We start from the raw sequence: 24,045 nt of genomic DNA, 5'->3' as shown, positions 1-24,045 counted from the left end.
AGTAGCGGCCATTGCGCCAGCATTCGAGGTAGTCGAGGAAGCCGCGTGATTCCAACACAGGGCTGGCCTCGCCAAGGTGAAGGCTTCGATACTCACCGGCGGCGCGGCGATGGTGCTCTGGTCGGTGTCGGTCATCAGAAAATCTCCATGGTGCCGCGCGCAGCCTGTCCGCCTTCCAGCGGCTCGCTCTGCAGCGCGTGCGTGAGTGCCCAAGCCAAGTCAGCATGGCCGGTGGTGCGCGAGCGCCCGGCGGTGTAGGTCACCTGGCGCCCGCTCGGGGTGATGGTTTTCTGGATCGCCAGCAGTGACTACGTGAGGTCGATCCAGCCGGCGTCGTATTCCAGCCGTTCGTCATTGATTACGTCATAGGCTTTCAGCACCAGCCGCGTTTTCACCTCGGGCGAATAGTTGAAGACAGTCACGCCGGGGAAGAACTGGCGCACCAGCTGAGCAACGCCGGTGCCCATACCGGTCGCATCCACGCCGATGTAGGTCACCCAATAGCGCTTGGTGATCTGCCCGATGAACGCCGCCTGGTCTTTGAACTCCATGCCCTTGAACTGGTGGCGTTCCAGCACGCGGAACTTGCCCCCAGGCACCAGCGGCGGGGCCACCACCACGATGCCCGCGCTGTCGCCGGTCTCAGCCGGGTCGTAGCCGATCCACACGGCGCGGTCGCCGTAGGGCCGGACGGCAAACGGCTTGTAGTCGTCCGCTCACTCGACCCAGCTATCGACCCGGCAGGGCTGCAGCATGGTGAGCGGGAACACGCTGGCGCTGTCGTCCACGAACTCGCACATCAGCAGGTTGGCGAACTCCTCGGCGCTGTAGTCGCGGCGTAGTTCCTCGATATCGAACAGGTCACAGCCACGGCCGGCCGCATCGAGAACGGTCACGATCTGGCGCCAGATCGCGTCCTCGCAACGCCGGCCACCCATCAGGCGCGCGTGGCTCACGTCCAACAACGAGGGCAACCGTGGCGACAAGCAGGATGCGGCCGGGCACAATCGCCCGCCACTACGGGCCGCTACGATCACGACTTGCCAGTCGTGAAACCACCTCGCAAGCGTTGAGTTTTCCCCCGAATTTTCCCGCTGGCACAAAAAAGGCACTTGGGCGTAAGCCTAAGTGCCTGTTTTTTTATGGTGGGCCCACCAGGATTCGAACCTGGAACCAAGGGATTATGAGTCCCCTGCTCTAACCGTTGAGCTATAGGCCCTGCGCAGCGCCACAGTGTAGTGGAGGCCACGCTCGATCGGCTACCCGGCAGCAGCAAGAGCCTCAGCAACACGACCCAACCGTTTCTCCGCCACTTCCGCGAACCACATCTGCCGCCGCAGATATGCCTGGAACAGCGCCACCGTCCGCCTGGCCTCTTCCAGCGCCTTCTGGTTGCCGCCGTCAAAGCCCTCGACCAGTTCCGCACCAGACAGCGTCAGCAACGCATACGTCGTGCGGCGGGCAAACCCCAGCCGATCCTCACGCTCATCCTGCATCACCTCATCCCAATCAAGCAGCGACGAAAAATCAGTCTGCCGGGAATCAGACAGATCGTGCTCCACATCATTCATGGCGTTACTCCGGATGCATGGCAAATCAGTGCCGCAGGCCGCATGTGATGTACGTGACCTGCTGCGCGCTTGCATCAGCGCCGATGGAGACCGGCCTGCCTACGCGATGTGTTGAGCATCTGCACGGTCAGCGTGCGGCCACTGCAGGAAGTAATCAAATGGCAGACGCGACATCGTCAGGATCCGAGCGGCATGGCCGGGAACGACCAAAGAAAAACCCCGCACCAGGCGGGGTTTTTCTCAACGCTTCAAAAGCCGCTGGCTATCAATCGATATCCAGGAAGCTGCGCAGCTGCTCCGAACGGCTCGGGTGACGCAGCTTGCGCAGGGCCTTCGCTTCGATCTGGCGGATGCGCTCGCGGGTCACGTCGAACTGCTTGCCGACCTCTTCCAGCGTGTGGTCGGTATTCATGTCGATGCCGAAGCGCATGCGCAGCACCTTGGCTTCCCTCGGGGTGAGGCCGGCCAGCACGTCGCGCACGGTTTCAGACAAGTTGATGTTGGTGGTGTTCTCGATCGGGGACTCCACGTTGGTGTCCTCGATGAAGTCGCCCAGATGGGAATCCTCGTCGTCGCCGATCGGGGTTTCCATCGAGATCGGCTCCTTGGCGATCTTCATCACCTTGCGGATCTTGTCTTCCGGCATGTCCATTTCCTTGGCCAGCTCCTCCGGCGTAGCCTCGCGGCCGTACTGCTGGAGCATCTGGCGGGAAATGCGGTTCAACTTGTTGATCGTCTCGATCATGTGCACCGGAATACGGATGGTGCGTGCCTGGTCGGCAATCGAGCGGGTGATCGCCTGGCGGATCCACCAGGTGGCGTAGGTCGAGAACTTGTAGCCGCGGCGGTACTCGAACTTGTCCACGGCCTTCATCAGGCCGATGTTGCCTTCCTGGATCAGGTCGAGGAACTGCAGGCCACGGTTGGTGTACTTCTTGGCAATCGAGATCACCAGGCGCAGGTTGGCCTCGACCATTTCCTTCTTGGCCTTGCGCGCCTTGGCTTCGCCGTAGGCCATGGCACGGCTGATTTCCTTCAGCTCTTCCAGGTCCAGCTGGGTCAGCTTCTCGATGTCGATCGTCGCCTGCTGTTCGGCGATGATCTGGTCCTTCACTTCGCGCAGGGCCGACGACCACTTCTGCTTGCGCTTCAGCGCGTCTTCCACCCACTCCAGGTTGGTCTGGTTGCCTTCCCAGGAACGGATGAAGTCCTTGCGCGGCATGCGCGCGGTGACGGTGGCCAGGTTCAGTACACGGCGCTCATGCGACTTGATGTCGGCCATGGTGTCGCGCAGCTGCTTGGTCAGCACGTCGGTCAGCGGCAGCGGCAGCTTCAGGGTGACGAACACCGCCGACATCTCTTCGCGCAGGCGCGGCAGGTTCTTCTTGTCGCCCTTGGTCGCGGCCTTCTTGAAAGCGTTGAAGGCATCGCTCAGTGCCTGCATGCGCGCGGCGACTTCCTCCGGATCCGGACCGGTCGGTGCGGCTTCTTCATCGCCACCGTCGACATCGTCGTCCTCGTCCTCGTCGCCCTCGGCGTCCGCATCGGCGCTGTCATCGGCAGCGACCGCCGGCGGTGCCGGCTCTTCGTCGACCAGGTCGTTGAAGCCGACGATCACTTCGGCCAGGCGCTTCTTGCCTTCCTTGTGGGCTTCGTAGTCGTTCAGCAGCGACTCGACCGAGACCGGGAACTGGCCCAGGGCGGCCTGGACCTGCGAAAGGCCTTCCTCGATCCGCTTGGCGATGGCGATTTCGCCTTCGCGGGTCAGCAGCTCGACGGTGCCCATTTCGCGCATGTACATGCGCACCGGGTCGGTGGTACGGCCACCTTCGGTGTCGAGCGCGCTCAGCGCGGCGGCAGCTTCTTCAGCCGCGGTGTCATCGACTTCGCGGTTGCCGGTGTTGCCATCGTTGAGAAGCAGGGTTTCCACATCCGGCGCAACTTCATGGACATCGATGCCCATGCCGTTGATCATGCCGATGATGTCTTCGATCTGTTCCGGGTCGACCATGTCGTCCGGCAGATGGTCATTGACTTCGGCGTAGGTCAGGTAGCCCTGTTCCAGGCCCTTGCTGATCAGTTGCTTGATTTCGGATTGGGCAGGACGTTCGTTGGCCATGTAGTGCTCGCGCCACCGGCTAGGGAGAAATAGGGAACGTAGCATTATACCAGCCCGGGGCCCCGCCTGCCGGGCGGTGGTCCCGCAGGCTCAGGGCCTGAGAAGGAAGGTCACGGGACCGTCATTGACCAGGCTGACGACCATATGGGCACCAAATCGGCCCGTTTCCACCCCCGGCGCGTGATTTTCACGACAGATCTCGACAAATCGATTGAACCCGCGTTCAGCCTCGTCCGGCGGTGCGGCCGTCGTGAAGCTGGGGCGCATGCCCGAACGGGTATCGGCGGCCAGGGTGAACTGGCTGACCAGCAGCAGGCCGCCGCCGGTGTCGCGCAGCGACCGGTTCATCTTCCCGGCCTCGTCGGCGAACACCCGGTAGCCCAGCAGGCGCTCGGCCATCCGTCGCAGCTGGGCCTCGGTATCGCCCGGTTCCATGCCGACCAGGGCCAGCAGGCCGGGGCCGATCTGCCCCACCACTTCCTGGTCGACATGGACGGCGGCCTGGCTGACGCGCTGGATCAGGACGAGCATCGTGGGCTTCCAATGAACAGGGCCGGCCACGATAGCAGCGCCCTTGGCTAAACTGGCGCCGATGAATCCGCAACGCAAAGCCCGGCTGGTCTACCGCGCCACCACCCTGTTCGCCCGCCTGCCCTGGCCACTGTTGCGGGCGTTCGCGCATGCCCTGGCGTGGACGTGGGTCCGTCTCAACGCTCGCGAGAGCCGCGTCACCCGGCGCAACCTGGAACTGGCCTACCCGGAACTGGACGGTCCGGCGCGCGACCGCCTGCACCGCGAGCTGCTGCGCTCCACCGCCCTGCAGGCCATCGAGACGCTGCGGCTGTGGAGCCAGAGGCCGGCCGACAACCTGCGCCTGCACCTGAAGCAGCGCCACGGCGAATCCCTGTACGACGCGGCCCTGGCCAGCGGCAAGGGCGTGATCGTGGCCGCACCCCACTTCGGCAACTGGGAGCTGCTGAACCAGTGGCTGGCCTCGCGCGGGCACATCGCCATCGTCTACAAGCCACCGGAGGACGAGGCCAGCGACGCCTTCCTGCAGCTGGTGCGGGGCGGCCAGAACGTGCAGCAGGTACGCGCCGAGGGCCCCGCCGTGCGCCAGCTGTTCAAGGTGCTCAAGGACGGCGGTGCCACCGGCATCCTGCCCGACCAGCAACCCAAGGCCGGCGACGGCGTGTTCGTGCCGTTCTTCGGCGTGCAGGCACTGACCATGACCCTGGTCAACCGGCTGGCCGAGCGCACCGGCGCCACCGTGCTGTATGGCTGGTGCGAGCGCGTTGGGCCGGACATGGAATTCGCCCTGCACATCGAGCCGACCGACCCGGCCGTGGCCGACCCGGACCCGCAGGTGGCGGCTACCGCGCTCAACGCCGGCATCGAGCGCATCGCCCGCCGCGACCCGACGCAGTACCAATGGACCTACAAGCGCTATACGCTGCGGCCACCGGGCAGCGGCGAGGAAGACCCGTACGCGACCGAAGAGCATCCGCACTGACGGTCGCACCACGCGGGCCCGTCCGGCCCCTGCGACCGGCGGCCGCACCACGTTGAATACGACGCCGGCGCCCCCATAGAGACTGCGATGTCCGCCTCCCCCGGTCCTGCCATGCCTGCTGCCTCTTCCCTGTTCGGCGATCCCGCCGCGATCCGCTGCGAACGCGCGGTGGCCGAACTGCGTGCCGGTCGCCCGGTACTGCTCCACGATGGCCAGGGCCAGCGCCTGGCGGTGATTGCACTGGACAGCGCCACTGCCAGCAGCTTTGCCACGTTCGCCGGTGCCGCGCGCGAGCGCCACTACCTGTTCCTGACCGCGACCCGCGCCCGCGTGCTCGGCGTGGAAGCACCGGAAGGCGCGCGCCTGCCGCTGGCTGGCATTGCCTTCGATACCCTGCCCTCGCTGGGTTACCTGCGCGAGCCCGGCCCCATGCCCGACGGCTGGGCGGCCGGCGACGCCTTCGATGCCGGCGCGGTGGAGCTGGCCCGCCTGGGCCTGCTGCTGCCGGCGATGGTCGCGGTGCGCCTGGACGTGGATGACCACACTTTCGACGGTGCCGCCGAGGTGGCCCTGTGCGACCTGGCCGAAGGCGCGGCACATGCGGCCCACGACTACGAACTGGTGGCGCGTTCGCCGGTACCGCTGCGCGACGTCGGCATGACCACCTTCGCGGTGTTCCGCGGCGGCGTGGCCCAGCGCGACCAGGTCGCGATCATCGTCGGCGAACCGGACCTGTCGTCGGTGGTACCGGTACGCGTGCACTCCTCGTGCCTGACCGGCGACCTGTTCGGCTCGCTCAAGTGCGACTGCGGCGACCAGCTGCGGCGCGGGCTGCGCAAGCTGAAGGAACTGGGCGGCGGCGTGCTGCTGTACCTGGACCAGGAAGGCCGCGGCACCGGTATCGCCGCCAAGATGCGCGCCTATGGCTACCAGCACGACGGCCTGGATACCATCGACGCCGATGCACAGCTGGGCTTCGGTGCCGACGAACGCCGCTACGGCAGTGCGGTGGCGATGCTGCATGGCCTGGGCATTTCGCGCGTGGCTCTGCTCAGCAACAACCCGACCAAGGCACAGCGCCTGCGCAATGCCGGCATCGAGGTGCTGGACTGCATTCCGGTCACCGGCGAGATCACCGCGGAAAACGAACACTACCTGCGCACCAAGGCCGATCGTGCTGGCCACCTGCTGGATGTCGATGCGCTGATCCAGGCTGCCCAGTAACGCAGCCGACCTGCTACCGTCTGCGCGGTGCGGCCACCGCCGCCGCTCGCCCTGCCACCTGACGGAGCCCGCGTGACCGACGTCGCCCCCATCGCCCCGCCCACCGATGCCTGGCAGTCGCTGCCGCAACGTGCCGCCCGCCTGGCCGCACTGGAAGGCGCCTTCGGCGGACTGTTCGTGCCGGGTCTGCCACTGGCCGCAGCTGCCTGGTTCTTCGATCTGCCCGGCGGCCTGTGGACTGCCGCCCTGGGGCTGCTGATCGGCATCCTCTTCGGCGCCTGGCTCGGCCGCCGGCGACTGACCCGCACCCGCTGGCGCCTGGATGACCAGGGCCTGGGCCTGCGCCGCGACCTGATGTGGCAGCTGGAAACCCGCATTCCCATATCGCGCGTCCAACACCTGGACCTGCGCCGGGGCCCGTTGGAGCGCCGCGCCGGCCTGGCCACGCTGATCGTGCACACTGCCGGTACCCGCATGAGCGCGGTCACCGTCAACGGCCTGGATGAAGCCGACGCCGAGCGCCTGCGCGACACCCTCTCGCACCAGCTCGACCAGGACGCCGACGCCCTGTGAGCCTGCCGCCGCCCCTGCCCGCATCGCTGCCTGCCGGTGGCGAGGACCATCGACTGCACCCGTGGTCGTGGCTGTTCGTACTGCTGATGCAGCTGCGCCACTACTTCCTGCCGCTGGTCGCGCTGCTGGTGTTCGGCCAGCGTGGCGAGCGCGACCCGATGTGGGCGCAGTTGATTCCACTGTCGGCGATCGCGGCACTGGTGCTGGTCTCGGTGCTGCAGTACCTCAGCTACCGCTACCGCATCGGCAGCGATGCCATCACCGTGCGCAGCGGGCTGCTGGCGCGCAACCGCCGCGAGATCCCGTTCGCCCGCATCCACAACGTGGAAGTGCGACAGAACCCGCTGCACCGGCTGTTCGGTGTGGCCGAGCTGCGCCTGGAATCGGCCGGCGGCGTGCGGCCGGAAGCCGAGATGCGAGTACTGAGGCTGGACCAGGCGCTGGCGCTGGAACGGCTGGTGCGCCAGCGTGGGCAGGCACCGCAGCCCGCCGACGTCGTCGCCACGCCCTCGATCACCGGGACCGACACCGAACAGGTGCTGCTGCGCCTGTCGAGCTGGGACGTGGTGCGCATGGGCCTGCTCTCCAACCGCGGATGGGCACTGGCGATCGCCGCCTTCGGCGTGCTGTTCCAGACCGTGCCGCGGCCGGTGATGGACGCGGCCATCCAGCGTGGTGGCAGGGAGGCCTTCGGCTACGCAAGCCACCTGCATCCCGGCGTGGCCGGCGCCTTCCTGCTGCTGGCCGCAGCCCTGCTGCTGGGCTGGCTGGCGCTGCGGGCGTTGTCGGTGGTGCTGACCCTGCTGCGCTATCACGGCTTCACTCTCAGCGAGCAGGATCGCCGGCTGACCGTCTCGGCTGGCCTGGTCAGCCGAACCCGCAGCAGTGTCGCGCGTCGCCGCATCCAGGCCTGGACGCTGCACGAAACCACCCTGCATCGCTGGTTCGGCCTGCGCCAGCTGCGCATCGACAGCGCCGCCGGCGGCCCTTCGCGGGACCAGGACCGCGCCCTGCGCGAGCTGGCACCGCTGGCCCCGGCAATGCGCTGCGAGCAGTTGGTGCAGCACCTGCTGCCACAACTGCAGTGGCCACCGGCGCAGTGGCAGTCCATTCCGCAGCGTGGCTGGTGGCGGCTGTGCCTGGGTGCGCTGCTGCTGGTCCCCGTGCTGGCCGCAGCCGCGTACTGGCGCTGGGGATCATGGGGCCTGATCGTGCTGGCCTGGTTGCCGCTGGCGCTGCTGGTGGCACATCGGCAGATGGCGCGCATGGGCTGGTATCTGGATGACCACTACGTCGCCGTGCGCGGCGGTTGGTGGAAGCGCTGGTGGCGCTGGGCCGAGCTGGACAAGGTGCAGGGCCTGCGCCTGCTGCGCTCGCCACTGGACAAGCTGTTGGGCACCAGCAGCCTGCAGCTGGATACCGCCGGCGCGCATGGTGATGTGGCGTTGATCCTGCACTACCTGCCGCAGGCGCAGGCGCAACAGGTGATGGAGCAGCTGGCCGCAGCACTCGCGCGGCGCAAGCTGCGCTGGTGACGGCGGGGCCGGATCCCGGCCGCACATCCACGCATGGCGTGGATCTACTGTAGAGCCGAGCCCACGCTCGGCTTACCGCTGCGACGGCCCCCAATACCCCAGGTCCTTGCGGATCTGCAGGTCGCGCACCCAGCTGCCGAACGGCTTGCGCCGCAGCACGCCCATCTCGCCGGACAGGAAATCCTCGGTAGCCGCAATCACGCGCTCGCTGGACAGGCCATCGCGGTACGGATGGATGGCATCGGCGTAGCGCACGATCTCCGCCTGCAGCGCGGCGTCGGGATGCAGCGCGCGCTGCAGCATCGCCGGCAGCTGCACCGGGTCGTCGAAGTCGATCATGTGCGGCTTGGGCACCCGGTTGCGGAAGGTCACCACCGGCTTGTGCTGGACGATGAACTCCGAAACGATCGAGGACGTATCGGACACCAGCACATCGGCGGCGCGCTGTGCGGCCATCACCTGCTCCGGCTCGATGAAGCGCGCATTGGCACCGGCCAGCGCGCGGTAGCGTTCGAACAATTCCGGTGGGCACTTCGGGTGCAGGGTCAGCAGCCAGTAGCGCTTGCCCTCGGCGATGTCGGCAGCAATCTGCGCATGCAGGTGCGGGGCTGCGCTCAGGCGTTCGGTGAAGGTCGAACCGAACAGGATCACCGGGCGTCCTCCAGCGGCGGCGCGCAGCGCGGCGCTCTCGCCACCATCGTCGCGGAACAGCGGATCCAGCTTCGGCCAGCCGGTCTCGGCCACCGCGAAGTGGCCCTGCAGGGCCGCGATCTCGCGGAACGGCCCGGTGGTGGCCGGCCCCTGCGTGCAGTACAGGTCGAACATGCCGCGCACCCGGAAGTGGCCGCGCGCACTGTCCCGCTTCTCCACGTTGAAGCCATGGAACAGCTGCACCTTGGCTCCCGAAAGGAAGGTCGGCACCCAGTTGGCGGCGCTGAACACCGCCCGCGGCCGCATTGCCAGCGCCTGCTTGAGGCCGATGTTGGGCACTCCCGGCAGCTGGCTGCCGGCCGCGCCGCCCTCGAACCAGGCTGCCACCTCCTGCCCGGAGGCGTGCAAGGCCTGCGCCAACGGGGCGAGAATAGGCAGCGCATAGCGCTCCGTCGCAAACAACAGGTACCCGGCCATCATGTCCTCCACGACCGCTCCCATCGAACGGCCTCGCATCTCGGCCTGCATTATCGCGTTCAACGAGGCCGGCCGCATCGGCGACTGCCTGGCCTCACTGGCCTTCTGCGATGAGATCGTCGTCGTGGACTCCTACTCCACCGATGCCACCGTGGCCATCGCCGAGGCCGCAGGCGCCCGCGTGCTGCAGCGCCCGTTCGACGGCTTCCGCAGCCAGAAGGCGTACTGCGTCGAGCAGGCCCGCCACGACTGGGTGCTGTGCCTGGACGCCGATGAGCGGATCAGCCCGGAACTGCGTGCGGCCATCGAACAGGCCCGCGACGGTGGCTTCGCTGGCCATGCCGGCTATCGCTTCGCACGCCTGTCGGAGTACTTCGGCAAGTTCCTGCGCCATGGCAATGCCTACCCGGACCGGGTGTTGCGCCTGTTCGACCGCCGCCGTGGCGGCTGGCGCGGCAAGCGCGAGATCCACGAGGCCGCCAGCGTCGATGGCAGTGTGGGTACCCTGCGCGGCGACCTGGTCCACTATCCCTACCGCTCCTTGCAGCAGCAGCTGGCCAAGACCGAGAAGTACGCGCGGATGATGGCCGAGCACGAGTTCGCGCGCGGTAAACGGGCCACGCTGGGCAAGCTGGTGCTGGCACCGGCCTGGCGGTTCTGGCGCGGCTTCGTGTTCCGTGGCGGCTTCCGCGACGGCTGGCATGGCCTGGTCTACGCCTATGTGCGCGCCAACTACGTGCGCCAGAAGACCATCATGCTGTGGATGCTGGGCAACGGCCAGGCCGTGGCCGACCCGCCGAACCCCTGATCGCCGGGCCCTGCCCGGCGCTCCGATGCGTCACGCCCCGGTGGCTGCCCGGTAGCGCGCGCCTTCGACGATCGACAGGCCGGTCAGCAGGCCGACCAGGGTCACGTAGAAGCTGGCGGTCATCTGGTGCGCGAACATCGACTGGGTCAGTCCGCACAACGCGTAGGTGATCACCAGCATGATGCCGGCTGCGGCCGGCCCACGGAAGGTTGACCGGCCACTACGGCGATGCAGGCGCACGAACAACCACAGCGGGATGCCATACACCGCCAGCAACAGCAGCAGGCCCGGTACGCCCTGGGTCGCTGCCCATTCGGCAACATCGTTGTGTGCATGCCCCAGGTGGCAACGCAACTCTTCCGGATTCTCCCGGCAGACCGGCACGCGCAGCATCGCGCTGTCGAAGTGACCGATGCCAACACCCACCAGCGGGTGATCGAGGAAGGTCTCCCAAGCCACCTGCAGGCGTTCCACGCGGGCACCGGCGGAAGAATCACTGTCGCCCAGTTCCATCCGCTGCACGTCACTGTGCAGCTCGCTCAGGCGCACCTGGTGACGCAGCTCCGGCACCGACAGCAACAGGGTCGCGCCGATCGCCAGCATGCCGGCCAGCACCGACAGGCGCGCCGCACCGGTGCGCCAGCGCAGGCTCAGTGCCAGCACCACCAGAAGCGCCAGCAGGGCGGCGAACACGCCGCGGCTGCCGGTCAGCACGATGGTGCCGCAGCCGGCGGCCGTGCCGAGGATCACCAGCGACCAGCGCCGCGACGGGCGACAGAACACCAGCAGCACCATCAACACCATCACGATGTCGGCCAGCACGATGGCGTTGGTGAACAACTCTGCGCGCGGGGCGCCACCCAGCACCTGCCACAGCGACATCGCGAAGGTGGCGAGCAGGCCGGTCAATGATCCGTACCAGAGCCACCGCAGGTTGGGACGCAGCGCGCAGACCCAGAGCGCGATCCACGGGATCACCACGAATCGCGAGCGGTTGTCGACGTCACGCAGGCCCTGCTCGAACAACACCACCGAAAGTACGCCGAGCGCCAGCACCGCCAGCATCAGCCAGGCCAGCACTTTCACCGGCTGACCGGCCATGCCGCGCGCGCGCCACAGCAGCTCCGGCGCCAGCAGCGTGCTGAGCAGCAGCAGCAGGCCATACGGCAGCAGGTTGATCGGCACGGTCAGCACCAGTGCCGGCAGGCAGAACAGGCCCAGCTGGGCCAGCGCATGCGCGGCCCCATGGCGCCCACCGGCGGGAACGCCCAGCGGGTCGCCGGCCATGGGGTTCAGGTTGTCCGGTGAAGCTGGCACGTCGGGAAGTATCGCTGCAATCTGCGGGAAGAACGGGAAGGACCAACGGAGGCCGTCCCAGCCTGCTGTTTTACTGCCTTTGGGCCCGCTTGGGCAGACTGGACAAGCCGGAATCGTGGTGGCTAGTCATGTTCCTGCAAACGCCGTTCACGTTCGCGCTCCTCTGCAGTGACCACGCAGGGCACCTTCACCGCTGCTGCCGGCACCAGCCACCAGCGCCGCCGGTTGGCCACGCCGGCCAGTTCAGAACGGTTGCGGTCGACGCACGACAGCATCGCGTATTCGTGCACCAGCAACCAGCGGCGTCCGGGCGCCAGCCGCTGCCAGCGCGTGGCCGCAATCAGCTGCTCGTCCCAGTCCGTCTCGAAACCGAAGGTCGCTGCGGGGCGGTCGGCCAACAGCAGATGCTGCTCCTTCCAGGCCACCAGCCCCAATTCGGCATCCGGTCCCAGACGGTCACCAACCGTGCGCATCAGGCCGCGGGCGGAACTGGAATCGTTCAGCAGCGGATAGCCGACCAGGCTGTACAGCACCCAGACCATCGCCAGGGTCGACACCAGCGCCAGATGCCGGCGACGGCCGCAGGCCAGCAGGCTCACTCCGCCCCACACGCCCATCGCCAGGATCGTCCAGGCCAGTGCGTCGACGGCGCCGGGCGCCAGCCCGCGGCTGTGGGTCAGGCGCAGCTCGAAGGCCGGCTCGCCCAGCACCGCCATCGCACCGGCCAGGGCCAGGCCCAGTGACAGCAGGCCGGTGAACACCCCCACCACGGCCTGCACATCGCGCCGCCTCAGCAATCCAGGCAACAGCGGCGCCAGCACCAGGCAGAACATCGGCAGTGCCGGCAGGATGTACACATCGCGCTTGCCGGCGGGAATCGAGAAGAACAGCACCACCATCAGCCACCAGGCCAGCGGCAGCAGGTAGCGCGGGTCGCGGCGGCGCAGCCGGCGGCGCCACGCCGGAATCGCCCAGGGCAGGGCCAGGAACGCCGGGATCCACATCAGCGGCATCGTCGCGAGGAAGTACCAGGCGGGCTGGTGATGGTCCCAGGAATGGGCGTAGCGCCGCGCCGTCTGCTGGAACAGGATGTCGTCCATGTAGGCCAGGTACTCGTCCGAGCCGGTGGCAAAGCCGGCCAGCAGCATCGGCGCCAGCCACAACGACACCGCCAGCAGGAAGGCCAGCGGCGCCAGCCAGAAACGCGCGTCGCGCGCATGCAGTCCCACCCGTGGCCACTGCAACGCCGCGGCGATGGCCGCAGGCACGAGCATCAGCAGCGCCAGCATCCCCACGCCCTTGGTGATCACGCCGATGCCAGCAAAGAACCAGCCCAGCCACCACCAGCGCCAGCTTGGTCCCAGCAAAAGGTGGCGCAGCAGGCCGTAGTTGGCCAGGGTGATGAACAGCAGCAGCAGTGGGTCGATCTGCGCCTTCTTCGCCTGGAAGGTGAACTGCAGCGCGAACAGCAGCGCCCAGCCGGCGTACAGCCCCACCCGCCGCGTCCACAGGCGTCGCCCCAGGTCGACCACGCACCACAGCGTGCCCAGGGCCGCCAGCAGCGACGGCAGCAGGAAGGCCACGCGCCACTGCCCGACCAGGCTGTACAGCGTGGCCTGCCACCACATCAGCATCGGCGGCTTGTCCGAGTACAGCTCGGTGCCGCGATGCGGGAACAGCCACTGCCCGCTGTCGAACATCTGCTTGGCCACCAGCGCGAAGCGCGGTTCGTCCGACGGCCACGGATCACGAAGGCCCAGCCCGGCCCCCAGCACCAGCAGGGCCATCGCCACGAACAACCACGTCTCGCGCGACGCGCGGGATTTCAGCATGGGACTCGGAACGTCAGCGGGGTCAGGCTGTTTTTAGCAGACGCGCGTAAAAGAAACCGTCAGCATCGTTGTCACCCGGCAGGCGCTGGCGCGCAATCCCCTCGCAATCGAGGCCGAATGTGTCATCCAGAGGCTGTGCCGCTGCGTCCGGATGCCACTTCAGGAAGGCTCGCACCTGATCGACGTTCTCGGCGCGCAGGATCGAACAGGTGGCGTACAGCAGCACGCCTCCCGGGCGCAGCATCGACCAGCAGGCCTCCAACAGGCGGGCCTGCACGCCGACCAGCGCATCGATGTCCTCGGCGCGGCGGTGGAACATCACGTCCGGCTGGCGGCGGATCACGCCGGTGGCCGAGCACGGGGCATCCAGCAGGATGGCGTCGAACGGCGTGCCATCCCACCAAGCCCCGGGATCGCTGGCATCGGCCACCCGGGTCTGCGCGCCCTCACCCACACCGGTGCGGGTATAGGTATCGCGGGCGCGCGCGAGTCGACGCGCATCGATATCGAGCGCCAGCAGGCGCAGACTGGGGTCACGTTCCAGCAGGTGCGCCGACTTGCCACCGGGTGCCGCACAGGCGTCCAGCACGCGGGCGCCGGTCGCGGGCGCCAGCGCGTCGGCTGCGCATTGCGCCGACAGGTCCTGTACCGACAGTGCACCGTCGGCAAAACCCGGCAGCTGGTTCACCGCAACTGGGGCCGCCAGGCGCAGTGCATCGGCGCAGAGCGCGCTGGGTTCGGCGGCAATGCCCGCCTCGGCCAGTGCCGCCAGTGCCTTGTCACGGCCGCCGTGCTGGCGGTTGGCACGCAGCCACAACGGTGCCGGTTGCAGGCTGGCGCTGAAGATCGCGTCGGCCTGTACCGGCCAATCGCGTTCCACCGCATCGGCCAGCCATTCCGGGAAGGCATCGCGCGCCGGCTGCTCCGGGAAACCTTCGCGCTGCGCGCGGCGCAGGATCGCATTGACCAGGCCGGCCTGGCGCTCACGGCCCAGCGCACGCGCGGCATCGACCGTGGCCGACAGCGCCGCATGCGCCGGCAGTTCCAGAACGTCCAGCTGGGCGAAGCCCACCATCAACAGGGTGCGCAGATCGGCGTCGCGCGCCGACAGCGGCTTCTGCATCCACGACTGCAAGGCAGCGTCATAGGTACTGCGGCGACGCAGCACCGCAAAGCACAGCGCTTCCAGCAAGGCACGATCGCGGCTGTCGGCCAGCTTCGGCAGCGCCCAGGCCAGTTCGGCCTTCAATGAACGGCCACGGGTGAACACCTGTGCCAGCACACGTGCGGCCAGCATGCGGGTGGCCGCGCCCGGCGCCGCCTTGGCCACGGAGAAATCGTTCTGCTTCGACACCGCTTATGCTCCCACGCGCAGATCACGGCGGGCGTTGAGGTAGTCGGCGGCGGTGATCGCCTTGCCGCCTTCGCGCTGCAGCGTACGCAAGCGCAGTGCGCCCTGGCCACAGGCGATGTCGATGCCATCGCGGCTGGCCGCCAGCACCGTGCCCGGCGCTTGGCCGTGGGCCTCCTCCAGCGCCACCGCGCCATGGATGCGCACGCGTTCGCCAGCCAGCGTCGCTTCGGCGATCGGCCACGGATTGAAGGCACGCACGGTACGCGCCAGCACATCGGCGCCCTGCGCCCAGTCCAGACGGGCTTCGGCCTTGTCCAGCTTGTGCGCATAGGTCACGCCCTGCTCCGGCTGCGGCCGCGCGATCGGCTTGATGCCGGCCCGCAGCAGGCCCAGGCCGTCGGACAGGACCTGTGCACCCAGCTCGGCCAGCTTGTCATGCAGCTGGCCACCGGTATCGGTGGCAGCGATCGGCAGTTCCTGGTGCAGCAGCACCGGGCCGGTATCCAGGCCTGCTTCCATCTGCATCAGGCACACACCGGTCTTTGCGTCACCGGCCTGGATCGCACGCTGGATCGGCGCCGCCCCGCGCCAGCGTGGCAACAGCGAGGCATGCACGTTCCAGCAGCCGTGGGTCGGGATCGCCAGTACCGCCTTGGGCAGGATCAGGCCGTAGGCCACCACCACCATCAGGTCCGGCTGCAGGTCGCGCAGCTGCTGCTGTGCAGCCTCGTCCTTCAGTGATTCGGGCTGGTAGACCGGAATGCCACGGGCCACCGCCTCGAGCTTGACCGGCGACGGTGCCAGGCCACGGCCACGGCCGGCCGGCCGGTCAGGCTGGGTATAGACGGCCACGACCTCGTGGTGGCGCGCCGCGGCGCGCAGCGACGACACCGCGAATTCCGGCGTACCGGCAAAGACAATCCTCATGGCTACCCCACTTGCAGGATGGATTCGTGCAGGAAAGAAAACGGCGCCGTCGGCCGGCGCCGTGCAGCCCGCGCGCGTCGCGCAGGCACGGGCCACCCAAAGGGCGGCCCGGATGGGCGATCACGCCACGTGCTTGCGCTGCTTGGCCAGCTTCTTGCGGACCATCTCGCGCTTGAGCGGCGACAGGTAGTCGATGAACAGCTTGCCGTCCAGGTGGTCCATCTCGTGCTGGATGCAGGTGGCCAGTACTTCACCGGCCTCCAGCTGCTGTTCCTGGCCGTTGCGGTCCAGGTACTTCACGGTGATGGTGTCGGCGCGGGTGACGTCGGCGAAGATGCCCGGGACCGACAGGCAGCCCTCCTGGTACACCCGGCCCCCGTCCCTGGCGACGATTTCCGGGTTGATGAACACATGCGGTTCATTCTTTTCTTCGCTGACATCGATGACCATGAAGCGCTTGTGCACGTCCACCTGGGTGGCCGCCAGGCCGATGCCCGGGGCGTCGTACATGGTCTGGAACATGTTGTCGATCAGTTCCTGGAAGGCCGGCGTGGTGACTTCGGCGGCGTCGATCAACGCAGCCTTGGTACGCAGGCGCGGATCGGGGAACTCGAGAATGGGGAGAAGGGCCATGGCTGTTTCCGGATAGGGGGCCGGCACGCCGGCATACGTCGCAGATTCTAGCTCCAACGCTTGCCTTGCGCCCCGGTTTCTGGACTATAGTGCGTGGACCTGTTGGGGAATCAGGGCTTCACACCTATGTTGCTTCGTTTTCGTACGGTCGTCGCCGCGGCGATGCTGACCGTGGCTGCCTATGCTACCGCCGTGGAAGTGAATGGCGGGCACCCGGACACCTATGTGGTCCGAAAAGGGGATACGTTGTGGGATATCGCCGCACGTTTCCTGCAGAAGCCTTGGCTGTGGCCGGAGATCTGGCAAGCCAATCCGCAGATCGCCAACCCGCACCTGATCTATCCAGGTGACGTGCTGAGCCTTGCCTACCTGGACCGGGTGACCGTGTCCCAGGCCGGCCCGCGCCAGGAGGCCCCGATCGACGCCATTCCGCTGGCCCAGGTCGAGCCGTTCCTGAAGCAGCTGAGCGTTGTCGACAGCATCAAGCAGCTGCCCTACGTGGTCGGCCTGGAGGACAGCCGCCTGCGCGTGTCCGGCGGTGACACCGTCTACGTGCGCCTGGCCGATGCCCAGGTGGGCCAGCGCTGGGCCGTGGTACGCCCGACCGTACGGTACGCCCAGCCCAAGCCGACTGAAGACCTGACCGCCAATGGCGACGTGACCCCGGGCAGCGGCAACCTGTGGAAGGCCTACAACGCGCCCAACGCCCGCCGTGGCGTGCTCGGCTACGAGCTGGCCCAGGTCGCTACCGGCACCATCACCCAGATTGCCGGCGGCAAGGTCGAGGCCTCCACGCTGGTGCTGGACAAGAACGACGGCGGCCGCGAAGTGCGCGCCGGTGACCGCCTGGTGCCGGTCGAAGCCAAGCCGTACGACCTGCAGTTCATCCCTCATGTACCCGCTGCCGGTGTCGAGGGTGTGGACGTGCGCGTGCTGGCCGTCACCGACATGTTCAATGCCGGTGGCCCGCGCGACGTGATCGCGATCTCGGCCGGCCGTGCCCAGGGCGTGGACAACGGCACCGTGTTCTCGCTGTGGCGCCCGGGCCGCCATGTGGCGCACCGCATGAAGTACCCGAACTCCTCGCGCATGGACGACTCGCTCAGCACCGGCGCGGGCCGGGTCTCGCTGCCGGATGAGTATGCCGCACACGCGATGGTGTTCCGTACCTTCGACAACGTCAGCTACGCGCTGGTGATGCAGGGCGTGAAGCCGGTGCAGGTCGGTTACAACGCGCTGCACCCGGACGCGAAGTAACCGTTGCCGGGCGTGCCGGCCGCTGCGCGGCAGGCGTCTGCGGGAAAACCTGACGATCACGTGCGAAGGCGCCCTAGGGCGCCTTTGTTGTGTTCGGCCGATAGTGGGGGATGACCACGCATGCATATGAGGCGCTGCTGCGCCTGTTGATGGCGGGAGGCGCACTGGCGCCACGACGGGCCCTGCTGCAGGCCGCGGGCGGTGCGCAAGCCGCCATCGCGCAAGGCCCGGCGAACTGGCGCGCGCACGGCTGCACGCCGGAGCAATGCGCCGCGCTGGAACGTCCCGACGCCCGGGCGCGTGCAGCCGCCCTGCGCTGGCTGGAACAGGACAACCATCACCTGCTGCCCTGCACCGATCCGGCCTTTCCACCCTCGTTGCTGGAGGTGCCCAACCCGCCGCTGGCGCTGTTCGTCGCCGGTGACACCAGCCTGGCCTGGCGCCCGTCGGTGGCGCTGGTCGGCAGCCGTTCCCCCACCCCGGGCGGGCGCGCACTGGCCGCGCGTTTTGCCGGCTGTTTCGTCGAAGCGGGCCTGGCGGTGACCAGCGGCCTGGCCGCAGGCATCGATGCGGCTGCGCACCAGGCCACGCTCGAGGCCGGTGGCTGCACCGTGGCGGTGATCGGCACGGGCCCTGACCGCGCCTATCCGGACAGCCACGCCCAGCTGCAGGCGCGCATCGCCGCCGAAGGCGTGGTGCTCAGCGAGTACCTGCCGGGTACGGCGGCCCGCCCAGGTCACTTCCCCGCGCGCAACCGGCTGGTGGCCGGGCTGGCGCTGGCCACCGTGGTGGTCGAGGCCGCGCAGCGTTCGGGCGCGCTGATCACCGCGCGCCTGGCCGCCGAGGCAGGCCGCGAGGTCTGTGCCCTGCCCGGGTCGGTGCTCAACCCGCGCGCGGCTGGTTGCCACCGCCTGATCCGCGAGGGCGCGGCGCTGGTCGAGCGCCCCGAGGAGGTTCTGGAACTGCTTGCCCCTGCCCTTCGCCTGCAGCTGCCGGGCTTGCAATCGCGGCTGTCCACCCCCACTGAACAGGCACTGCCGGCCCTCCTGCCGGCGCGCTGGGCCGACGACCCTGACTACCAGTGCTTGTGGCGAGCCCTGGACCACAACCCAAGCGGTATGGATTCACTGATCACGCGCTGTGGATTGACGGCGCCCCAGGTGTCCTCCATGCTGCTGGCCATGGAACTGGCGGGAATCGTGGTGTGCGTACACGGCCGCTACTGTCGAACTCCCTAGTTTCTTCACCTCCACAGCGTCGCGCGACGCAGGCCGAGGGGCAATGAAAGAGAGCATCCTGGATGTACTGCTGTACCTGTTTGAACACTATTTCAGCGAAGATGCGGACCTGATCCGTGACCGCGATTCGCTGCAGAACGGCCTGATCCAGGCCGGTTTCAGCCCCACCGAGATCAACAAGGCGTTCGACTGGCTCGATGCCCTGGCCGCGCAGCGGCCGAGCGTGGCCCAGGCGCGGGTCGATGGCCCCGTGCGCATCTACCATGGCCCCGAGCTGGACAAGCTGGATGTGGAATGCCGCGGCTTCCTGCTGTACCTGGAACAGCACGGCATCCTCGACGCCGACCAGCGCGAGCTGGTGCTGGACCGGGCGATGGCCCTGGACCAGGACGAACTGGACCTGGACGACCTGAAATGGGTCGTGCTGATGGTGCTGTTCAACCAGCCCGGCTCCGAAGCGGCCTATGCCTGGATGGAGACGCAGATGTTCATGGACGAGCCAGAACCCCTTCACTGACCGTACACTTGGGGGCATAGCGCATTCAGGAGCGTCCCCGTGAGCGAGTGGTTCCATGCAGAAGGCAACCGGCAGCAAGGCCCGCTGCCGGCGGAACAGTTGGTCGAGTTGTTCCGAAACAACCAGATCTCCCTGGACACCCTGGTCTGGCGCGACGGCCTGCCGCAATGGCAGCCGTTGCGCACCGTTGTCGACGAGCTGGGCCTGATCGTGCCGGCGCTGGACGTTGCTGCGCCGGCCCAGCAACCCGAGCCGGAACCGGAACCGGTGGCCCCGCCTCCGCCGCAGCCGCCTGTACTGCCGCCGTCCACGCCCTATGCCACCCAGGCGGCGGCTGGGGTCCTGCCGCCGCCGAAGAAGAAGCTCTCCGGTTGCGCCCTGACCGCGATCATCGGCGGCGGCCTGCTGCTGGTACTGGTACCGATCATGGCCATCCTCGCGGCGATCGCCCTGCCCGCATACAACGACTACACCGTGCGTGCCAGGATCGCGACTGCGGTCAATGCCCTGCAGCCGCTGAAGCAGCAGGTGCAGCACTTCGCCGACGATGAAGGCCGCTGCCCCGGTGCCAACGATGCCGGTTTCCCGGCCCCGGGTGACTTCACCCAGGCCGGCCTGTCGGCGGTGAACATCGGCCGCTTCAACAACGGCCACTGTGGCATCGAAGCAACGCTGGCCGTGCCCGGCAAGAGCCTCGATGGCGACCTGCTGTGGCTGGAATATGATCGCGACAGCGGCCGCTGGGAATGCAGCGGTGAAAGCGACGACAAGTACCTGCCGACGTCATGCCGCGGCTGAGCCACGCGCACGGCAGCACATCCAAGGACGATCCAACAGGGAACATGCAATGACTGAGTGGTACTACGCCGTAGGACAGCAACGCCAGGGCCCGCTGTCGGTCCAGGAGATCCGCCAGCGCTTCCAGCGCGGCGAACTGAACCTGGACACCCTGGTCTGGCGCGAAGGCATGGCCCAGTGGGCTGCACTGCGCCAGGTGGTCGATGAACTGGGCCTGCAGACGCTGGCCGACGCCAGCACCGCCACTGCCAGTGGCGGCTTCGACCTGCGCAGCGACTACGCCGCCATCGACAACGGCACTGCGCCGCTGCCTGGCACGGGCGCGCTCAGCAGCTCACCCTACAACGCACCGGCCGCCGCCGCTGCCGGTGGCGCGCGGCCGGTGATCGGCGGCGAGGTGGTCTACGCCGGCTTCTGGAAGCGCGTCGCGGCCTACATGATCGACTACTTCGTGCTGGCCGTGCCGGGCGGCATCATCGGCGCCATCATCGGCGTGGTGCTTGGCGCCAGCATGGGCGCGGTGGGCAGTGGCGAGACCTCCATCGAAATCGTCGCGCAGCTGGCCAGCGCGCTGATCAACATGGCCATCGGCGTGGCCTACTACACCTGGTTCCATTCCTCGCAGGGCGGCGCCACGCTGGGCAAGATGGCGGTCGGCATCAAGGTCGTGCGCAGCAATGGTGACCGCCTGACCCGTGGCCGCGCCTTCGGTCGCTACTGGGCCATGCTGCTGAGCAGCTTCACCCTGGGCATCGGCTTCCTGATGGCCGCCTTCACCGAGCGCAAGCAGGGCCTGCACGACATGATCTGCGACACCCTGGTGGTCGACCGCTGGGCCTACACCGACCAGCCGCAGCTGCAGCGCCATGAGCTGGGTACGGTCACCATCGTGATCCTGGTACTGACCGGCCTGCTGACGGTGGCGGGCCTGGTGCTGCTGGTGGCTGCGGTCGGCTTCATCGCCAAGATGGCCTCATGAACGGCCATCCTCACGTCTGGCTGCTTGACAGGGGCTGGCCGGGCGTGATTCCTCTAATAAGGTGAAACCTGAACGCCCGGCACACTACCGGGCGTTCAGCGTATTGATTTGTCCGTGGCCGCTTCACTAATGCGGCCGTTTGCTCCACCCTAGCGGCCCCTTCCCTGCGGCTCGCCCCACAGACACTGCTGCCATGCCCAAGCACCTGCTCATCGTCGAATCGCCGGCCAAGGCCAAGACGATCAACAAATACCTCGGCAAGGACTACACCGTCCTGGCCTCGTATGGGCATGTGCGTGACCTGATTCCGAAGGAAGGCGCGGTCGACCCGGACAACGGGTTCGCCATGTACTACGACCTGATCGACAAGAACGAAAAGCATGTCGATGCGATCGCCAAGGCCGCCAAGGGCGCCGACGACATCCTGCTGGCAACCGACCCGGATCGCGAGGGTGAAGCGATCAGCTGGCATATCGCCGAGATCCTGAAGGAACGCGGGCTGGTCAAGGACAAGCCGATGCAGCGCGTGGTGTTCACCGAGATCACCCCGCGCGCCATCAAGGAAGCGATCAGCCAGCCGCGTGCGATCGCCAGCGACCTCGTCGACGCCCAGCAGGCCCGTCGCGCACTTGACTACCTGGTCGGCTTCAACCTGTCGCCGGTGCTGTGGCGCAAGGTGCAGCGCGGCCTGTCTGCCGGCCGCGTGCAGAGCCCGGCGCTGCGCATGATCGTCGAGCGCGAGGAAGAGATCGAAGCCTTCATCGCCCGCGAGTACTGGTCGATCGCTGCCGAGTGCGCGCACCCGTCCCAGCACTTCAATGCCAAGCTGGTCAAGCTGGACGGGCAGAAGTTCGAGCAGTTCACCGTCACCGATGGCGACACCGCTGAAGCGGCGCGCATGCGCATCCAGCAGGCCGCGCAGGGCTCGCTGCACGTTACCGACGTCGCCAGCAAGGAGCGCAAGCGCCGCCCGGCGCCGCCGTTCACCACCTCCACCCTGCAGCAGGAAGCCTCGCGCAAGCTCGGCTTCACCACCCGCAAGACCATGCAGGTGGCGCAGAAGCTGTATGAAGGCGTGGCCATCGGCGACGAAGGCACCGTCGGCCTGATTTCGTACATGCGTACCGACTCGGTGAACCTGTCGCAGGACGCGCTGGCGGAAATCCGCGACGTGATCGCCCGCGACTACGGCATCGCCTCGCTGCCGGACCAGCCCAACACCTACCAGACCAAGTCGAAGAACGCCCAGGAAGCGCACGAAGCCGTACGCCCGACCTCGGCCCTGCGCACCCCGTCGCAGGTCGCCCGGTTCCTTACCGACGACGAGCGGCGCCTGTACGAGCTGATCTGGAAGCGTGCGGTGGCCTGCCAGATGATCCCGGCCACGCTCAACACGGTCAGCGTCGACCTGTCGGCCGGCAGCGAACACGTGTTCCGCGCCAGCGGCACCACCGTGGTCGTGCCCGGCTTCCTGGCCGTGTACGAGGAAGGCAAGGACAACAAGAGCGCCGAGGACGAGGATGAGGGCCGCAAGCTGCCCGCGATGAAGCCGGGCGACCGCATCCCGCTGGAACGCATCCTGGCCGAACAGCATTTCACCCAGCCACCGCCGCGCTACACCGAAGCGGCGCTGGTGAAGGCGCTGGAAGAGTACGGCATCGGCCGTCCCTCGACCTACGCCTCGATCATCCAGACCCTGCTGTTCCGCAAGTATGTGGAAATGGAAGGCCGCAGCTTCCGCCCGTCCGACGTGGGCCGCGCGGTGTCCAAGTTCCTGTCCAGCCACTTCACCCAGTACGTGGATTACGACTTCACTGCCAGGCTTGAGGACGAGCTCGATGCCGTCTCGCGCGGTGAGGAAGAATGGATCCCGCTGATGGCCCGTTTCTGGGAGCCGTTCAAGGAACTGGTCGAAGACAAGAAGGAATCGGTCGACCGCGCCGAGGCCAGTGGCGCGCGCGAGCTCGGCACCGACCCCAAGACCGGCAAGCCGGTCAGCGTGCGGCTGGGTCGCTTCGGGCCGTATGCCGCCATCGGCAGCACCGCCGAGGACGCCGAGGAAAAGCCGAAGTTCGCCTCATTGCGCCCCGGCCAGTCGATGCACACCATCTCGTTGGAAGACGCGCTGGAACTGTTCCTGATGCCGCGCGCACTGGGCGAGGACAAGGGTGAGCCGGTCAGCGTCGGCATCGGCCGCTTCGGCCCGTTCGCCAAGCGCGGCAGCACCTACGCCTCGCTGAAGAAGGAAGACGACCCGTACACCATCGACCTGGCCCGCGCCGTATTCCTGATCGAAGAGAAGGAAGAGATCGCGCGCAACCGGATCATCAAGGAGTTCGAGGGCAGCGACATCCAGGTGCTGAACGGCCGCTTCGGCCCGTACATCAGCGATGGCAGGATGAACGGCAAGATCCCCAAGGATCGCGAGCCGTCATCGCTGACCCTGGCTGAAGTGCAGCAGCTGATGGAAGAAACCGGCAAGCCGGTGCGCAAGGGCTTCGGCGCCAAGAAGGCCGCTGCGAAGAAGGCACCGGCCAAGAAGGCTGCGGTGAAGAAGGAAGCAGCGCCGAAGAAGGCCGCGGCCAAGAAAGCGCCGGCCAAGAAGGCTGTGAAGAAAGCTGCCGCAAAGAAGGCACCGGCGAAGAAGGCCGTCAAGAAGACCGCTGCAAAGAAGTAGATCCACGCCATGCGCGGCATCAGGAACAGTTCCAGCGCGTCTTCC

The 24,045-nt window shown here is 67.5% G+C and carries 20 protein-coding genes, 1 tRNA gene and 2 pseudogenes; 11 read left to right on the top strand and 12 right to left on the bottom strand.

All coding sequences use genetic code 11. From position 1 onward, the window contains the following. The 6 genes and pseudogenes from HMPREF3114_RS21460 to dtd all read right to left on the bottom strand — a co-directional run. Positions 1-135, bottom strand: a pseudogene (locus tag HMPREF3114_RS21460) (Presumed portal vertex protein); the annotation flags it as partial. Beyond that, a pseudogene (locus HMPREF3114_RS12100) lies at positions 135-962 on the bottom strand (terminase family protein); the annotation flags it as partial. The pseudogenes HMPREF3114_RS12100 and HMPREF3114_RS21460, both read right to left, overlap by 1 nt. Before the next feature lie 181 nt (positions 963-1,143). Next, positions 1,144-1,219, bottom strand: a tRNA-Ile gene (locus HMPREF3114_RS12095). 40 nt (positions 1,220-1,259) lie between these two features. Beyond that, a complete protein-coding gene (locus HMPREF3114_RS12090; RefSeq protein WP_053497000.1) occupies positions 1,260-1,571 on the bottom strand; it encodes a hypothetical protein in 312 nt (103 codons plus the stop codon). 265 nt (positions 1,572-1,836) lie between these two features. Then, positions 1,837-3,690 carry an RNA polymerase sigma factor RpoD gene (gene rpoD / locus HMPREF3114_RS12085; protein WP_053496998.1) on the bottom strand — a complete coding sequence of 618 codons (1,854 nt, stop codon included), beginning with the start codon at positions 3,688-3,690 and terminating at the stop codon, positions 1,837-1,839. A 90-nt stretch (positions 3,691-3,780) separates the two neighbouring features. After that, the gene (gene dtd / locus HMPREF3114_RS12080) at positions 3,781-4,221 is read right to left on the bottom strand and encodes a D-aminoacyl-tRNA deacylase (RefSeq protein WP_005419588.1); all 441 of its coding nucleotides are present in this window, start codon (positions 4,219-4,221) and stop codon (positions 3,781-3,783) included. Positions 4,222-4,282: 61 nt separating this feature from the next. On the opposite strand from dtd, the gene HMPREF3114_RS12075 reads away from it, so the two are divergent. The 4 genes from HMPREF3114_RS12075 (at position 4,283) to HMPREF3114_RS12060 (ending at position 8,535) form a co-directional block, all read left to right on the top strand. After that, on the top strand, positions 4,283-5,203 hold the full coding sequence (locus HMPREF3114_RS12075; RefSeq protein WP_053496997.1) for a lauroyl acyltransferase: 921 nt from the start codon (positions 4,283-4,285) through the stop codon (positions 5,201-5,203). Between the two features lie 87 nt (positions 5,204-5,290). Further along, positions 5,291-6,427, top strand: coding sequence for a GTP cyclohydrolase II RibA (gene ribA / locus HMPREF3114_RS12070; protein ID WP_053496995.1), 1,137 nt, complete (start codon positions 5,291-5,293; stop codon positions 6,425-6,427). Between the two features lie 72 nt (positions 6,428-6,499). Beyond that, positions 6,500-7,000, top strand: coding sequence for a PH domain-containing protein (locus tag HMPREF3114_RS12065; RefSeq protein ID WP_053496994.1), 501 nt, complete (start codon positions 6,500-6,502; stop codon positions 6,998-7,000). Beyond that, entirely contained in the window at positions 6,997-8,535 is a 1,539-nt protein-coding gene (locus HMPREF3114_RS12060) for a PH domain-containing protein (RefSeq protein ID WP_053496992.1), read from the top strand. Before HMPREF3114_RS12065 ends, HMPREF3114_RS12060 begins: the two co-directional genes overlap by 4 nt. A gap of 72 nt (positions 8,536-8,607) precedes the next feature. On the opposite strand, the gene HMPREF3114_RS12055 is transcribed toward HMPREF3114_RS12060, so the two are convergent. Then, entirely contained in the window at positions 8,608-9,666 is a 1,059-nt protein-coding gene (locus HMPREF3114_RS12055) for a CDP-glycerol glycerophosphotransferase family protein (RefSeq protein WP_053497033.1), read from the bottom strand. On the opposite strand from HMPREF3114_RS12055, the gene HMPREF3114_RS12050 reads away from it, so the two are divergent. Continuing rightward, positions 9,665-10,471 carry a glycosyltransferase family 2 protein gene (locus tag HMPREF3114_RS12050; RefSeq protein WP_053496990.1) on the top strand — a complete coding sequence of 269 codons (807 nt, stop codon included), beginning with the start codon at positions 9,665-9,667 and terminating at the stop codon, positions 10,469-10,471. The two genes, HMPREF3114_RS12055 and HMPREF3114_RS12050, sit on opposite strands and share 2 nt — an antisense overlap. A gap of 30 nt (positions 10,472-10,501) precedes the next feature. On the opposite strand, the gene HMPREF3114_RS12045 is transcribed toward HMPREF3114_RS12050, so the two are convergent. From HMPREF3114_RS12045 to def, 5 genes are all read right to left on the bottom strand, one after another. Continuing rightward, complete coding sequence (locus tag HMPREF3114_RS12045) at positions 10,502-11,758, bottom strand: O-antigen ligase family protein (RefSeq protein ID WP_053496988.1); 1,257 nt, start codon at positions 11,756-11,758, stop codon at positions 10,502-10,504. Positions 11,759-11,910: 152 nt separating this feature from the next. Next, positions 11,911-13,620, bottom strand: coding sequence for an ArnT family glycosyltransferase (locus HMPREF3114_RS12040; protein WP_053496985.1), 1,710 nt, complete (start codon positions 13,618-13,620; stop codon positions 11,911-11,913). Positions 13,621-13,642: 22 nt separating this feature from the next. After that, positions 13,643-14,974: a 16S rRNA (cytosine(967)-C(5))-methyltransferase RsmB gene (rsmB, locus tag HMPREF3114_RS12035; RefSeq protein ID WP_053496983.1), complete on the bottom strand. Its 1,332-nt coding sequence runs from the start codon at positions 14,972-14,974 to the stop codon at positions 13,643-13,645. 3 nt (positions 14,975-14,977) lie between these two features. Beyond that, complete coding sequence (gene fmt / locus HMPREF3114_RS12030) at positions 14,978-15,901, bottom strand: methionyl-tRNA formyltransferase (protein ID WP_053496981.1); 924 nt, start codon at positions 15,899-15,901, stop codon at positions 14,978-14,980. A 120-nt stretch (positions 15,902-16,021) separates the two neighbouring features. After that, positions 16,022-16,534 (bottom strand): peptide deformylase, encoded by a 513-nt coding sequence (gene def / locus HMPREF3114_RS12025; protein ID WP_005419619.1) that lies wholly within the window; start codon positions 16,532-16,534, stop codon positions 16,022-16,024. Positions 16,535-16,660: 126 nt separating this feature from the next. On the opposite strand from def, the gene HMPREF3114_RS12020 reads away from it, so the two are divergent. The 6 genes from HMPREF3114_RS12020 (at position 16,661) to HMPREF3114_RS11995 (ending at position 24,000) form a co-directional block, all read left to right on the top strand. Then, on the top strand, positions 16,661-17,791 hold the full coding sequence (locus tag HMPREF3114_RS12020) for a LysM peptidoglycan-binding domain-containing protein (protein WP_005419620.1): 1,131 nt from the start codon (positions 16,661-16,663) through the stop codon (positions 17,789-17,791). A 110-nt stretch (positions 17,792-17,901) separates the two neighbouring features. After that, a complete protein-coding gene (dprA, locus tag HMPREF3114_RS12015) occupies positions 17,902-19,029 on the top strand; it encodes a DNA-processing protein DprA (RefSeq protein WP_053496979.1) in 1,128 nt (375 codons plus the stop codon). A 43-nt stretch (positions 19,030-19,072) separates the two neighbouring features. Next, positions 19,073-19,546, top strand: coding sequence for a DUF494 family protein (locus HMPREF3114_RS12010; protein WP_005419622.1), 474 nt, complete (start codon positions 19,073-19,075; stop codon positions 19,544-19,546). 39 nt (positions 19,547-19,585) lie between these two features. Then, on the top strand, positions 19,586-20,344 hold the full coding sequence (locus HMPREF3114_RS12005; protein ID WP_053496977.1) for a pilin: 759 nt from the start codon (positions 19,586-19,588) through the stop codon (positions 20,342-20,344). A 49-nt stretch (positions 20,345-20,393) separates the two neighbouring features. Next, positions 20,394-21,323 carry an RDD family protein gene (locus tag HMPREF3114_RS12000; RefSeq protein WP_005419625.1) on the top strand — a complete coding sequence of 310 codons (930 nt, stop codon included), beginning with the start codon at positions 20,394-20,396 and terminating at the stop codon, positions 21,321-21,323. Between the two features lie 193 nt (positions 21,324-21,516). Beyond that, on the top strand, positions 21,517-24,000 hold the full coding sequence (locus tag HMPREF3114_RS11995) for a DNA topoisomerase I (protein WP_053496975.1): 2,484 nt from the start codon (positions 21,517-21,519) through the stop codon (positions 23,998-24,000). Positions 24,001-24,045 lie beyond the last annotated feature (45 nt).

The sequence above is a fragment of the Stenotrophomonas sp. HMSC10F07 genome, from assembly GCF_001807895.1.
GTDB classification, from domain to species: domain Bacteria; phylum Pseudomonadota; class Gammaproteobacteria; order Xanthomonadales; family Xanthomonadaceae; genus Stenotrophomonas; species Stenotrophomonas sepilia.
This window is presented reverse-complemented; position numbering and strand designations above follow the sequence as displayed.